Here is a 13,468-nt window from a genome sequence, read left to right on the forward strand (position 1 = left end):
GAAAGGTTATATTTTCATGCTTCAAAAAAGGATGCCAATGCAATCGCTAACGCAAAAAATTTATAGTCTTTTATTGTAAATGATTAGCTTTTAGAAACTCTGCGTTAGCGATTGAATGGTTTGTTTGAGCTCTTTAACACTTCTTAAAAAGTGTTAAAAGCGAGTAATGAAAGCGCGACCTTTAGGGAACGCCCTAAAAATAATTTATCTTTGCAATCGAAAACAAAGATATGAACTACGCAAAAAATATATTAGAAACTATTGGAAACACTCCACTAGTAAAATTGAATGTTTTAACCAAAGATTTACCTTGTTTAGTACTTTCTAAATACGAAACATTTAATCCAGGAAATTCTGTAAAAGATAGAATGGCATTGCAAATGATAGAAGACGCAGAAGCAGATGGACGTTTAAAACCTGGAGGAACCATTATAGAAGGTACATCTGGAAACACAGGAATGGGTTTGGCTTTAGCTGCAATTGTAAAAGGTTATAAATGTGTTTTTGTAATGGCAGACAAACAATCAAAAGAAAAAATAGATATTTTAAGAGCAGTTGGAGCAGAGGTTGTTGTTTGTCCAACAAATGTAGAGCCTACAGATCCAAGATCATATTATTCAGTTTCTAAACGTTTGGGTGAAGAAATTCCGAATTCTTGGTATGTGAATCAATATGATAATCCAAGTAATTGCAAAGCACATTATTTAAGTACAGGACCAGAAATTTGGGAACAAACTGAAGGAAAAGTAACTCATTTTGTAGTTGGAGTAGGAACTGGTGGAACAATTTCAGGAGTAGGTTCTTATTTAAAATCTAAAAATCCGAATATTAAAATTTGGGGAATTGATACATATGGATCTGTTTTTAAAAAATATCATGAAACAGGTATTTTTGACGAAAATGAAATTTACCCATACATCACAGAAGGAATTGGAGAAGACATTTTACCAAAAAATGTAAACTTTGATGTTATTGATGGTTTTACAAAAGTAACCGATAAAGATGCTGCAATTTTTACCCAACGTTTGGCAAAAGAAGAAGGTATGTTTTTAGGGAATTCTGCTGGAGCAGCTGTAAAAGGTTTGTTGCAGTTAAAAGAACATTTTACAAAAGACGATGTTGTTGTGGTGTTGTTTCACGATCATGGAAGTAGGTATGTGGGTAAAATGTTTAATAACGACTGGATGCGTGATAGAGGTTTTGTAGAGGAAGATATTAAAACAGCTGCAGATTTAGTTGAAAGTCATAACGATAAACCTTTACTTTCTGTACAAACAGAAGAATTGGTTTCACATGCTATTGAGCGTATGAAAAGTTTAAAAATATCTCAGCTTCCTGTAAAAGATGTAAATGGTTTTGTGGGTTCTTTAGATGAATCTGTATTAATACATCATTTTATGAGTGATAAAAATATTGCAGATAAACCTGTAAAAGAAATTATGGGAAAACCTTATCCTGTAGTAAAAAAATCTGCTAAATTAGAGGAGATTTCTAAATTGATAAGTAAAGAAAATCAAGCTGTTTTGGTAGATTTAGAAAATGGAAACCATCAGATTATAACAAAATATGATATTATTAGTGCTATCTAAGTAGTAGTTAAATACTAAATACTATCAGTCTATTTTAAGTAACGATTTTTAATAAATCAAAAAACCATCTCTTTCGAGATGGTTTTTTTAACTAACTAATTCAAATAATTTACACAATGAAAGAGGTTTACTACGTCTCTTCGAAATGTATTTTACAAGCATCGTGCCAAAAATGATTTTTATAAATAAAATTGCTATTTTTTTTATAATTTTTATATTTCTTTAACAAAAAAACGATTCCTGAAAAGGAATCGTTAGTATTTGGTGTATTTTGTTATTGATTATAATTGTTTTTCTTGAAAAATTTATCAACCTAAAAAGATTTACTTAGCGTGTTTATGTGCTTTGTAAGAAGAACGAACTAAAGCGCCACTTTCAACATACATAAAGCCCATTTCTAATCCTATGGTTTCGTATTTTTTAAATTGTTCTGGAGTTATAAATTCTTTAACAGGTAAATGCATTTTTGTTGGTTGCAAATATTGACCAATAGTTATGATGTCGCAATTTACTCCACGCAAATCTTTCATGGTTTGTATAACTTCCTCTTCAGTTTCACCCAAACCTAACATTAAACCAGTTTTGGTACGCATTCCGTTTTCTTTTAAGTATTTTAAAACACCTAAACTTCTATCATACTTTGCTTGAATTCTAACTTCACGTGTTAATCTTCTTACAGTTTCCATGTTGTGAGAAACTACTTCAGGAGCAACTTCAATAATTCTATCTATTTGCTTAGTGTTTCCTTGAAAATCTGGAATTAAAGTTTCTAATGTGGTATTTGGGTTTGCTCTACGAATCGCATCTACAGTTTCAGCCCAAATAATAGAACCTCCATCTTTTAAATCATCTCTATCTACAGAAGTAATTACAGCATGTTTAATGCTCATAATTTTTATAGAACGTGCTACTTTTTCTGGTTCATCCCATTCTACAGTTTCCGGTCTTCCAGTTTTAACACCGCAAAAACCACAAGAGCGTGTACAAATATTTCCAAGAATCATAAAGGTTGCAGTTCCTTCTCCCCAACATTCGCCCATGTTTGGACAACTTCCACTTGTACAAATGGTATTTAGTTTGTATTTGTCTACTAAACCTCTTAATTCCGTATATTTTTTACCAACAGGTAATTTAACACGCAACCATTTTGGTTTTTTTGGTCTTTCAGGAAGGATTACAGAGTCTACAGCCATTTTCTTTCTTTATTAGATTGCAAATTTACAAAGAAAAGATTTAAATATTCGTTAAAAACCAAATACTAAACCCTATTAAAAATAGAATGCCAACAATGCTTAATGTTTTTAAATAAATTCCTGGTTGATGTTCTTTAGGGGTATGTTTTCCTGTGATTAAAATATAGTTTAAAATGGCATAAAAGGGTGCTGTTAAAAAAGATAATATAGTAGCTATTTTTACTAAAAGCCCCATATCATCCATAAAATATTTTAAAATTAAAAAAGTACCCGCAAATAAAAATACAATCCAAAACCAGTAACCATATTTTAATTTTTTATTGAATAATAATTTTGAGGTTTTATTCATGGCTCTTGGTGAAGCATCTAAGGTTGTAATTGTAGTACTAAACATGGTGGTAAAAGCTGCAATTGCAATAAAAATATATGAAAATTCACCTAAGTTTTTAGTGTATAGGTTTATCAATTGAGAGGCAAAAACAGTACCTTTATTAGAAAAGGTTTCACCAGATTTATACATTACCAAAGCTCCTAAAAGTACAAAGCAAATTCCTAGAAAAAGTGTTCCTAAATAACCAATGTTAAAGTCGAAAATGGCATCTTTTGGTTTTGTTTTTATTACAGTTAGTTTGTCTTTTTCAACAGACCAAATAGAGTGCCATATAGAAATATCTAATGGCGCAGGCATCCAACCTAAAAAAGCAATTAAAAAAGTGATTTCTACAGTACCAGAAGGTAAAATTTGTGTAACATCAAAAGCTTCTTTGGTACTAAAAAGTGCTACTAAAACTGCAATTATGGTGCTAATTGTTAAAATAACAATGATGTATTTCATTAAATTATCTAACAGTTTATATTTACCAACCACTAAAAAAAATAAACTTACAATTAGTAAAATGGTAGACCATAATACCAAATCGTTTGTGAAGCCAAAAAGCTGTGAAGCCAAACCAGCAGTAACAATAGTTACAGCAGCTTGAATGGTAAACATTGTTGCAAAGTTTATAATATAATACGCAATTAAAACGCCTTTGCCTAATTTGCGATAACCATCTAACAATGTTTCACCTGTAGCTGTTGCATAACGTGGACCAAATTGAAAAAACGGATATTTAATAATATGCACCAACAACAAAGCCCATAACAAACCAAAACCAAATTCTGCACCTGCTTTTGTAGATTGCACCAAATGCGAAACTCCAATTGCTGCACCTGCAAATAATAAACCTGGTCCTATAGATTGTAAAAAGGATTTTTTCATAGTTATTCCATTTTCCAATTTTTATTAGCAATTGAAATACACTTTAAAAGTAATTTATTATCAGATTTTACAACAGAAATTAAACGACTCACTTTCTCTAAACATTTTCTGTTTTTGGACCAAATAGCTATTCCTTCTGCTTCATCGTCAAATCTAATTTGAGTTAAGATTTTATCATCAGATAATTTAATTGCACCGTAAATAATTCCTGACCAACTTGCGCCACCAGACTGATAGCCTTTATTTTTTAAAAATTCCATATGAGAATCCTTTTCATAAACATCATAGTAATCCAATCTGTATTCATTTTCAATTTTATGAATTTGACCTCGGGGAATAATGTTATTATCTATTAAAGCTTTTACAAGTTCTGGTGATTTTTCTTCTTGGCTAGTACAACTAAAAACAAATAATGAAAAAAGAATTAAAATTATACCTTTCTTCATAACTAACTTCTTTTAATAATCTCCGATAACAACTTTTTAGCACGTAAAAGTTTTACTTTTACGTTGTTCATAGGTTCATTAATTTGTTCAGAAATTTCTTTATAACTTAATTCTTGAAAGTATCGTAATTGAATGACTTCTTGGTATTTAGGTTTTAATTGCTTGATGTCTCTTAACAATTTTGCCAAATTTTGTTCTCTAATAATTTTGTCTTCAGGTGTTGGGTTTTCATCAACCACTAAAAAAACTTTATCTTCTTGCTCTTTAGTAGTTTCTACAGAAATAGAACTGTTTTTCTTACGAAGTAAATCGATATGAACATTTTTAGAAATAGTAATTAACCAAGTTTTAAAAACATATTTATCATCAAAAGTGTGTATTTTATCAAATGCTTTCGAAAAAGTTTGAATGACAATATCTTCTGCGTCGTTTTCACTTTTCGTTCGCTTTAATTGATAGTTGTAAACATCTGCCCAAAAGGAATTCAATAAAAACCGAAATGCAGCTTGACTTCCGTTTTTTGCTTTCGTAATATTTTGTTCGATGTTGTTTTTATCTATTTCCAATGATTTGGTTTTGATATCAAATTTGTCATAAATATACTAAATTGAAATAATAATAGTCCAATTTCCAGAAAAGGTAATAAAACAACAATATTGGTTTCCTTCATTTTTTTTGCTGAAAAACCAACAACTAAAAACTGAACAAAATAATATAAAATTAAAATTGATAAGATAATTTTCCAAGGATAAAAGAAAAACAAAATACTTGCTAATAGTAAACAAAACACTTTGGAAATGAAAAATAAACCCAATAAAAATTGATATTGAATTTTATAGTAATTAGCGGTTGAAATATGACGTCTTTTTTGCTGAAACCATTTAGTAAACGAAGTAGGAGCAATGGATTCAGTAAAGCTATTATTTGAAGTACAAATTGTAGTATTATTTTTATTTGCAGCATCTTGTATGAATAAATCATCGTCACCAGATTTCACTTGTATGTGATTTATAAAACCTTTTACATTAAAAAACTCTGTTTTTTTGTAAGCTAAATTTCTACCAACAGCCATATATGGAGCACCTAATTTGGCATAGCTAAAATACTGTATGGCAGTTAATAATGTTTCAAAACGTACAAATAAATTTACCAAAGATTTTTCTTTTTTATATTTTCCATAACCTAAAACAATCGATTTTTCTGAAGAAAATTTTTTGCTCATCTCCGTAATCCAATTTTTAGAAACTGGTTTACAATCGGCATCTGTAAATAATAAATGTTCGTTTTTTGAAGCTTTTATACCTAATGTTAATGCGTATTTTTTATTGCCCCAAAAAGCTTCTGTATTTTCTACATTAATTAATTTTATGTTTGTGTGTTTTGCTTTGAATGCTTCCATAACATCTTGAGTTTCATCAGAAGAAGCATCATTTATCAGTACAATTTCAAAATCGGAATAATTTTGAGCAATAATGTAAGGAAGAAATTTTTGAAGATTTTTAGCCTCGTTTTTAGCACAAATAATTACAGAAATAGGAGTTTCATTAACTGGTTTTTCTGATTGTTTTTTATCAGAAAATAAAAAAGACGTAAAAAAAAGATAATATGTGATTTGTATGCCTGCAAAAACTACAAAGGCGTAGAAAAGTACAGGTAATATCATAAATAAAATATGGAATTAGTTATGTTGAGGTTCAGAACAATTTTCGAACTGATCTGGGGTTTTTCCACAAAAACCACAAGCTTCACCTTCTTGATTTAACATAGGGTTTTGGCTAGCGCAAGTTCCTGCAAATTTACCATCTTTTTTTGCCCAAATTTTTATGGCAATTCCAACAACAGCAAATGCTAATAAACCTAAAGTGATAAAAAATAATTTCATAAAATATAATTGTTTTACAAAGATACAAAAACTAACTATTTTCTTTTGAGAATTTTCTCTTTAAATCAATTATTAAAGAGATTTCAAATAAGTATAATTGCTAAATAACATTCACTTCAATTTCTAAAGCAATTCCGAAGTTTTTTAGAACTGTTTTTTGAATTTTTTGCGCAAGCTGATAAATTTCTTTACCAGAAGCGTTTCCATAATTTACCAAAACCAATGCTTGTTTTTTATGTACACCTGCATCATCAAAACGTTTTCCTTTAAAACCACTTTGTTCAACTAACCAACCAGCAGGAACTTTTATTTCATTTTCAGAAACATTGTAACTTGGTATATTTGAGTGTTTTTTTTGAAGTTCTAAAAACTGTTCTTTGGAAATTACAGGATTTTTAAAAAAACTACCACTGTTTCCAATTTCTTTTGGATCAGGAAGTTTTGATTTTCTGATGGCAATAACAGCGTCAGAAATATTTTTTAAAGTTGGTTTTGTAATATTTTTAGAAGCTAATTCAGTTTCTATGGCTCCGTAAGAAGTATTTAATTGATGATTTTTTTTTGTCAATTTAAAACTCACAGCAGTTAAAATTACTTTTCCTTTTAATTCATTTTTAAAAATGGAATTTCGATATCCAAATTGGCACTGTTCATTAGAAAAAGTAATTCTCTTTCCAGTTTCAATTTCAATAGCTTCTACTTTTGTAATGGTATCTTTGACTTCCACTCCGTAAGCTCCAATATTTTGAATTGGACATGTACCAACATTTCCAGGAATTAAAGATAAATTTTCAATTCCACCATAATTTTCAGCAATACAAAAAAGTACAAAATCATGCCAATTTTCGCCGGCATTTACTGTGATGTATACAAAATTATCATCTTCATTATCAATAGAAATGCCTTTTATATCAATATGAACAACTAATTTTTCAATATCTTTTGTAAGTAGCATATTACTTCCTCCAGAAATTAAAAAAAGATTTTTTTCAATCTTTAAAAGTTGCTGTAAATCGTAATAAGAGGTAATAGAAACAAAACGTTTGGCATTTACAGAAATACCAAACGTGTTGTAATTTTTAAGCGATATATTTTGTTGAATATTCAATTAATCTTTATAAACTTTTAAAGCTTCTTTTAAAATTGAAATTGCGTCAATTAAACTTTCTTCTTTTAAAACGTACGCAATTCTTATTTGATTTAAGCCTACATTTGGAGTAGAGTAAAATCCTGCTGCAGGTGCAACCATAATTGTTTTTCCATCTACTTCAAACGATTCTAAAAGCCATTTTGCAAAATGGTCAGAATTTTTAACTGGTAGTTCTACAATACAATAAAAAGCGCCTTTTGGTTTTGCTACTTTTACACCATCAATTTTTTGTAACTCTTCAATCAAAGTATTTCTTCTTTTTACATACTCTTCTTTTACTTCATCAAAATAACTTTGTGGAGTGTCTAAAGCAGCTTCAGAAGCTATTTGCGCTAATGTTGGTGGGCTTAATCTTGCTTGTGCAAATTTAAGAGCAGTACTAATTACTTCTTTATTTTTTGATACTAAACAACCAATTCTTGCTCCACACATACTGTATCTTTTAGAAACAGAATCTATTACAATTGCATGTTTTTCTAAACCAAAATCGGCTAAAATAGAGTGGTGCTTTATACCATCATAAGCAAATTCACGATATACTTCGTCTGCAACTAAAAACAAGTCATGTTTTTTTACGATTGTAGCTAGTTTTTTAATTTCTTCTTTGCTGTACAAATAACCAGTTGGGTTTCCAGGGTTACAAATTAAAATAGCTTTTGTTTTTGGTGTAATTAATTTTTCAAACTCTTCAATAGCAGGTAAAGCAAAATTATTTTCAATTTTAGAAATAACAGGTACAATAGTTACGCCAGAAGCTGTAGAAAAACCATTATAATTCGCATAAAAAGGTTCTGGAATAATTACTTCATCATCTGTATCCATAATACTTCCAAAAGCAAAAAGTAATGCCTCAGAACCACCTGTGGTAACAATAATATCATCGTGTTTTACATGAATATCGTGTTTGCTGTAGTACTTAGCAATTTTAGTTCTATATTCTTCAGATCCTTCAGATCTAGAATATTCTATAGTTGTTAAATTACTGTTTGCAACTGCTTTTAGAGCTACTTCTGGTGTTTTTATATCTGGTTGTCCAATATTTAAATGATAAATTGATTTTCCTTTTTTAGAAGCTATTTCAGCAAAGGGTACCAATTTTCTTATTGGAGATTCTGGCATTTTTAATCCTTTTTGAGATATTGAAGGCATATTTTTGTGTTGAGTTATTATCTCTGCAAATTTGCAAAATTTATTTGAAACAACACAGCCTAACAAAGGAAACTTAATGGTTAAAAGTTTCCTAAAAATAATTATAATCGAAACTTAAATTGTATTTTTATAAGGTATCTTAAAATTTATTTTTTTGAAAAAAATATTCATCTTTTTAACCCTTCTTTTTTTTAGTTCGCTTTTTAAAGTGCACTCACAAAATGGGTTTCGTTTTTTAAATTCTAACGATAAAAAACAACGCGTTAAATTTCAATTAATTAATAACTTAATCATTGTTCCTGTAGAAATTAATGGAAAAAAACTTTCTTTTATTTTAGATTCTGGTGTTAATAAAACCATCATATTTAACTTGTCTGAAAATGATAGTATTGGATTGTTAAACACAGAAAAAGTAAACTTAACTGGTTTGGGCGGTGGTAAACCAGTAGAAGCTTTGTTATCTAAAAACAATAAATTATCAATAAAAGGAATAGCTAGTTTTAACGAATCTGTTTATGTAATTTTAAAAGATTATTTTGATTTATCAGGTAAAATGGGGACTACAATTCACGGAATTATTGGCTACAATTTACTGCGTAATTTTATCATCAAAATTAATTATAGAACCAAAAAAATAGATTTTTATAACCCTGAAAAATATAGTTACAAGAAATGCAGAAAGTGTGAAGTTTTACCAATTCAATTTTACAGGAAAAAACCATTTGTAAATGTAAAAGTTCAATTAGATACAATTGGAAATGAGTTAACAAATGTAAAGTTGTTAATTGATTCTGGAGGGAGTGATGCGCTTTGGCTTTTTGAACACACAAAAAAAAATATAGTAACTCCTAAACGTTATTTTAATGATATTTTAGGAGAGGGTTTAAGCGGATCTATTTATGGAAACAGAAGTAGAATACCAAAACTAATTATAGGTCAGTTTGAAATTGAAGAACCCACTGTTTCTTTTTTAGATACAGTTTCTACAAAAAATGCAAGAAAATTTAAAAGAAGAAATGGTAGTATTGGAGGGAATATTTTAAAACGATTCAAAGTTTGGATGGACTATCCAAACAAACAAATAATGCTTAAAAAAAACAGTTCGTTCAAAAGTGATTTTAACTATAATATGAGTGGCTTAGATGTTGTTTACGCTGGCAAACAATTGGTAAGGGAAAAAGAGGAAATTAGAGTTTCTGATGCGTATAATAATGATGTAAACAAAAACAGCACTATTTCTTTTGTAACAAATTTTTCATACAAATTTAAACCAATCTTTAAAATTAGAACTGTTGTTAAAAATTCTCCAGCAGATAAAGTAGGTTTGCAGGCTAATGATTTAATAGTACAAATAAATGAAAAAGCAGCCCACAATTATACTTTAAACGAAATTATAAGTAAGTTTCAAGAGAAAGATAAGAAGAGAATTCGAATGACTGTAAATAGAAATGGAGATATTATAAAATTTGAGTTTAGACTAGAAAAAAAGGTTTAATTATCATCAGAAAGTAAACTTTTTTCTTTTTCTAAAGAAATTCCATCCGTTACAAAACCTTTAATTTTCAAAACTTTTCTATCTTTTTTTGCGTTTGAAGTAATTATAATTTGTTTCGAAAAACCTCCAGTAATTTTAGTGTTATATACAACTTTAATTTCTCCTTTCTCACCAGGCATAATTGGCTTTTCTGGTTTTTTTGGTACTGTACATCCACAAGAAGACTGTATGTTTTTAATAATCAAAGGAGCGTCACCAATATTTGTAAATACAAAAATACGCTCTCCATTCGCTTCTTTTGCTATTTTTCCATAATCAATTGTTTCTTTTTCAAACTTAAATTCTTGTGAATTAATTGAAAAAGTAATAAAAAGTAACATAAAAAAAATACCAAAAGTTCTCATAACTAATATTTTATATCGTAAAATTAAGATTTATATTTTGTATTAAAAAATCAACTACTAATTTTCTCTTGAAAATAGATAATTGTACTTTTGTCAACTATATATCAAAAACGATTCCAAAGTATGAATATTCCATCTAAATATGATGCAAGAAAAGTAGAAGATAAATGGTACGATTACTGGATGAAAAATAATTATTTTCATTCAATACCAGATGAAAGAGAGCCATATACTATTGTAATTCCGCCACCAAACGTAACTGGTGTTTTGCATATGGGGCATATGTTAAATAATACCATTCAAGATGTATTAATTCGTCGTGCACGTTTGTTAGGTAAAAATGCTTGTTGGGTTCCAGGAACAGATCATGCATCTATTGCTACAGAAGCAAAAGTTGTGGCAAAGTTAAAAGAGCAAGGAATTAGTAAAAACGATTTAACTAGAGAAGAATTTTTACAACATGCTTTTAATTGGAAAGATGAATATGGAGGAAAAATTTTAGAACAACTAAAAAAGTTAGGTGCATCCTGTGATTGGGAAAGAACTGCTTTTACGATGGATCCAGAAATGTCGGAATCTGTAATTAAGGTTTTTGTAGATTTATATAATAAAGGCTTAATTTATAGAGGATACAGAATGGTAAACTGGGATCCTGAAGCAAAAACAACACTTTCAGACGAAGAAGTAATACATGAAGAAAGACAAGGAAACTTGTACTATTTAGAATATAAAATCGAAGGTTCAGAAGATAAATTAACAATTGCAACAACGCGTCCAGAAACTATCTTTGGAGATACAGCAATTTGTATCAACCCAAATGACGAACGTTTTACCCATTTAAAAGGAAAAAAAGCAATTGTGCCTTTATGTGGAAGAATTATTCCTATTATTGAAGATGAATATGTAGATGTAGAGTTTGGAACAGGTTGTTTAAAAGTTACTCCTGCACATGATGAAAATGACAAGAATTTAGGAGACAAACACAATTTAGAAGTAATTGATATTTTTAATGACGATGCTTCTTTAAATTCATTCGGATTGCATTATCAAGGAAAAGATAGGTTTGTAGTTCGTAAAGAAATTTCTAAAGAATTAGAAGAAAAAGGATTTTTAGTAAAAACAGAAGTTCATACCAATAAAGTAGGTACTTCTGAAAGAACAAAAGCAGTTATAGAGCCAAGGTTGTCTGATCAATGGTTTTTAAAGATGAAAGATCTTGCACAACCAGCTATTGATGCTGTTTTGGGCGAAGATACAGATATCAACTTATATCCAAAGAAATTTGAAAACACTTATCGTCATTGGATGGAAAATGTTCGTGATTGGAACATTTCTCGTCAACTTTGGTGGGGACAACAAATTCCTGCATTTTATTACGGTGATGGAAAAGAAGACTTTGTAGTTGCAGAGAATATTGAAGAAGCACTTTTACTTGCAAAAGAAAAAACTTTAAACTCTCAGCTTCAAACTTCCGACTTAACACAAGATGAAGACGCTCTTGATACTTGGTTTTCTTCTTGGTTATGGCCAATATCGGTATTTGACGGTATTAGAAATCCAGAAAATGAAGAAATTAACTATTACTATCCAACAAACGATTTGGTTACAGGACCAGATATTCTTTTCTTTTGGGTAGCAAGAATGATAGTTGCTGGATATGAATATAAAGATGAAAAACCTTTTCAAAATGTTTATTTAACAGGTTTGGTTCGCGACAAACAACGTCGTAAAATGTCTAAATCTTTAGGGAATTCTCCAGATGCATTAAAATTAATTGAAGAATTTGGTGCAGATGGTGTACGTGTTGGTTTGCTATTAAGTGCTCCAGCAGGAAACGATATATTATTTGATGAAGACTTATGTCAACAAGGAAAAGGTTTTGCCAACAAAATTTGGAATGCTTTTCGTTTGATAAAAGGTTGGGAAATTGATGCAGATTTAACACAACCAGAAACTGCAAAAACTGGTTTAAAATGGTACGAAGCAAAGTTTCAAAAAGCACTAGCAGAAATAGAAGATCATTTTTCTAAATATCGATTATCAGATGCATTAATGGTAATTTACAAGCTAATAATGGACGATTTTTCTTCTTGGTTATTAGAAATTGTAAAACCAGCATACCAACAACCAATTGATAAAAAAACGTATGATGCAATTATTAAAGTTTTAGAAGATAATTTGAAAGTATTGCATCCATTTATGCCATTTTTAACTGAAGAAATTTGGCAATATATTTCAGAAAGAACTCCTGAAGAAGCTTTGATTATTGCAAAATATCCAGTGATTAAATATTTTAATGAAGATATTATTGCAAACTTTGATTTTGCAACAGATGTTATTTCTGGTATTAGAACTATTAGAAAAGATAAAAATATTTCTTTTAAAGATGCAGTTGAGTTGTTTGTAATAAATAATGATAAAACCTCACAAGAGTTTGATAATATCATTCAAAAGTTAACAAATACAGCATCCATAAAATACGTTTCAGAAAAAGTAGATGGAGCTTCATTCAGAGTAAAATCTAATGAGTATTTTGTTCCAATTTCAATTGAAAGTATTGATATTGTAGCTGAAACAAAAAAGTTAGAAGCAGAACTAAAAAGAGCTGAAGGTTTCTTATTTGGTGTTCAAAAAAAATTATCAAATGAGCGTTTTGTATCTAACGCACCAGAGCAGGTAATTACTTTAGAACGTAAAAAAGAAGCAGATGCTTTAGCAAAAATTGAAACGATAAAAAGTAGTTTAGCAAGCATGCAATAGAAATACTATTTCATACTCACTTAAAAACCCTTCAAAATTTACTTGAAGGGTTTTTTATTTTCAAAATATATTTTTACTTACATAATTTATTTGTCAACAATTTATAAAAGCGGAAAACTTAAGTAACCTTTAACATTTT

General features: G+C 29.3%; 12 protein-coding genes. 3 read left to right on the forward strand and 9 right to left on the reverse strand.

What is annotated here, in order from left to right:
• Positions 1-230 precede the first annotated feature (230 nt).
• Positions 231-1,589, forward strand: a complete 1,359-nt coding sequence (locus tag FDT66_RS13065) for a pyridoxal-phosphate dependent enzyme (protein ID WP_138537260.1) — start codon at positions 231-233, stop codon at positions 1,587-1,589.
• A 323-nt stretch (positions 1,590-1,912) separates the two neighbouring features.
• Here the strand turns inward: FDT66_RS13065 and lipA are convergent, their stop codons facing one another.
• The 8 genes from lipA to FDT66_RS13105 form a co-directional block, all read right to left on the reverse strand.
• Positions 1,913-2,782 (reverse strand): lipoyl synthase, encoded by an 870-nt coding sequence (gene lipA, locus FDT66_RS13070; RefSeq protein WP_138537262.1) that lies wholly within the window; start codon positions 2,780-2,782, stop codon positions 1,913-1,915.
• 40 nt (positions 2,783-2,822) lie between these two features.
• Entirely contained in the window at positions 2,823-4,043 is a 1,221-nt protein-coding gene (locus FDT66_RS13075; RefSeq protein WP_138537264.1) for an Nramp family divalent metal transporter, read from the reverse strand.
• A 2-nt stretch (positions 4,044-4,045) separates the two neighbouring features.
• Positions 4,046-4,489 carry an Imm51 family immunity protein gene (locus FDT66_RS13080; RefSeq protein WP_138537266.1) on the reverse strand — a complete coding sequence of 148 codons (444 nt, stop codon included), beginning with the start codon at positions 4,487-4,489 and terminating at the stop codon, positions 4,046-4,048.
• A gap of 2 nt (positions 4,490-4,491) precedes the next feature.
• Positions 4,492-5,055, reverse strand: a complete 564-nt coding sequence (locus tag FDT66_RS13085) for an RNA polymerase sigma factor (protein ID WP_171032389.1) — start codon at positions 5,053-5,055, stop codon at positions 4,492-4,494.
• The gene (locus FDT66_RS13090; protein ID WP_171032390.1) at positions 5,046-6,152 is read right to left on the reverse strand and encodes a glycosyltransferase; all 1,107 of its coding nucleotides are present in this window, start codon (positions 6,150-6,152) and stop codon (positions 5,046-5,048) included. Before FDT66_RS13090 ends, FDT66_RS13085 begins: the two co-directional genes overlap by 10 nt.
• Positions 6,153-6,167: 15 nt before the next feature.
• On the reverse strand, positions 6,168-6,371 hold the full coding sequence (locus FDT66_RS13095) for a membrane or secreted protein (RefSeq protein WP_138537269.1): 204 nt from the start codon (positions 6,369-6,371) through the stop codon (positions 6,168-6,170).
• Between the two features lie 100 nt (positions 6,372-6,471).
• Positions 6,472-7,479, reverse strand: a complete 1,008-nt coding sequence (murB, locus tag FDT66_RS13100) for a UDP-N-acetylmuramate dehydrogenase (protein ID WP_138537271.1) — start codon at positions 7,477-7,479, stop codon at positions 6,472-6,474.
• Complete coding sequence (locus FDT66_RS13105; protein WP_138537273.1) at positions 7,480-8,670, reverse strand: pyridoxal phosphate-dependent aminotransferase; 1,191 nt, start codon at positions 8,668-8,670, stop codon at positions 7,480-7,482. It abuts the gene before it with no gap.
• A 154-nt stretch (positions 8,671-8,824) separates the two neighbouring features.
• Here FDT66_RS13105 and FDT66_RS13110 point away from each other — a divergent pair, with 154 nt between their 5' ends.
• Entirely contained in the window at positions 8,825-10,165 is a 1,341-nt protein-coding gene (locus tag FDT66_RS13110) for an aspartyl protease family protein (RefSeq protein ID WP_171032391.1), read from the forward strand.
• Here the strand turns inward: FDT66_RS13110 and FDT66_RS13115 are convergent.
• Positions 10,162-10,569, reverse strand: a complete 408-nt coding sequence (locus FDT66_RS13115; RefSeq protein ID WP_138537277.1) for a DUF1573 domain-containing protein — start codon at positions 10,567-10,569, stop codon at positions 10,162-10,164. The genes FDT66_RS13110 and FDT66_RS13115 overlap by 4 nt on opposite strands.
• Positions 10,570-10,692: 123 nt before the next feature.
• On the opposite strand from FDT66_RS13115, the gene FDT66_RS13120 reads away from it, so the two are divergent.
• Complete coding sequence (locus FDT66_RS13120; RefSeq protein ID WP_138537279.1) at positions 10,693-13,329, forward strand: valine--tRNA ligase; 2,637 nt, start codon at positions 10,693-10,695, stop codon at positions 13,327-13,329.
• Positions 13,330-13,468: the final 139 nt, after the last annotated feature.

The organism is Polaribacter aestuariivivens (assembly GCF_005885675.1).
Lineage (GTDB): Bacteria > Bacteroidota > Bacteroidia > Flavobacteriales > Flavobacteriaceae > Polaribacter > Polaribacter aestuariivivens.

Bases quoted from the DNA above. Each gene is read 5' to 3' on its own strand.
- FDT66_RS13075 (WP_138537264.1), bottom strand. From the start codon at position 4,043: ATGAAAAAATCCTTTTTACAATCTATAGGACCAGGTTTATTATTTGCA.
- lipA (WP_138537262.1), bottom strand. From the start codon at position 2,782: ATGGCTGTAGACTCTGTAATCCTTCCTGAAAGACCAAAAAAACCAAAA.
- FDT66_RS13065 (WP_138537260.1), top strand. From the start codon at position 231: ATGAACTACGCAAAAAATATATTAGAAACTATTGGAAACACTCCACTA.
- FDT66_RS13095 (WP_138537269.1), bottom strand. From the start codon at position 6,371: ATGAAATTATTTTTTATCACTTTAGGTTTATTAGCATTTGCTGTTGTT.
- FDT66_RS13105 (WP_138537273.1), bottom strand. From the start codon at position 8,670: ATGCCTTCAATATCTCAAAAAGGATTAAAAATGCCAGAATCTCCAATA.
- FDT66_RS13090 (WP_171032390.1), bottom strand. From the start codon at position 6,152: ATGATATTACCTGTACTTTTCTACGCCTTTGTAGTTTTTGCAGGCATA.
- FDT66_RS13080 (WP_138537266.1), bottom strand. From the start codon at position 4,489: ATGAAGAAAGGTATAATTTTAATTCTTTTTTCATTATTTGTTTTTAGT.
- FDT66_RS13115 (WP_138537277.1), bottom strand. From the start codon at position 10,569: ATGAGAACTTTTGGTATTTTTTTTATGTTACTTTTTATTACTTTTTCA.
- FDT66_RS13120 (WP_138537279.1), top strand. From the start codon at position 10,693: ATGAATATTCCATCTAAATATGATGCAAGAAAAGTAGAAGATAAATGG.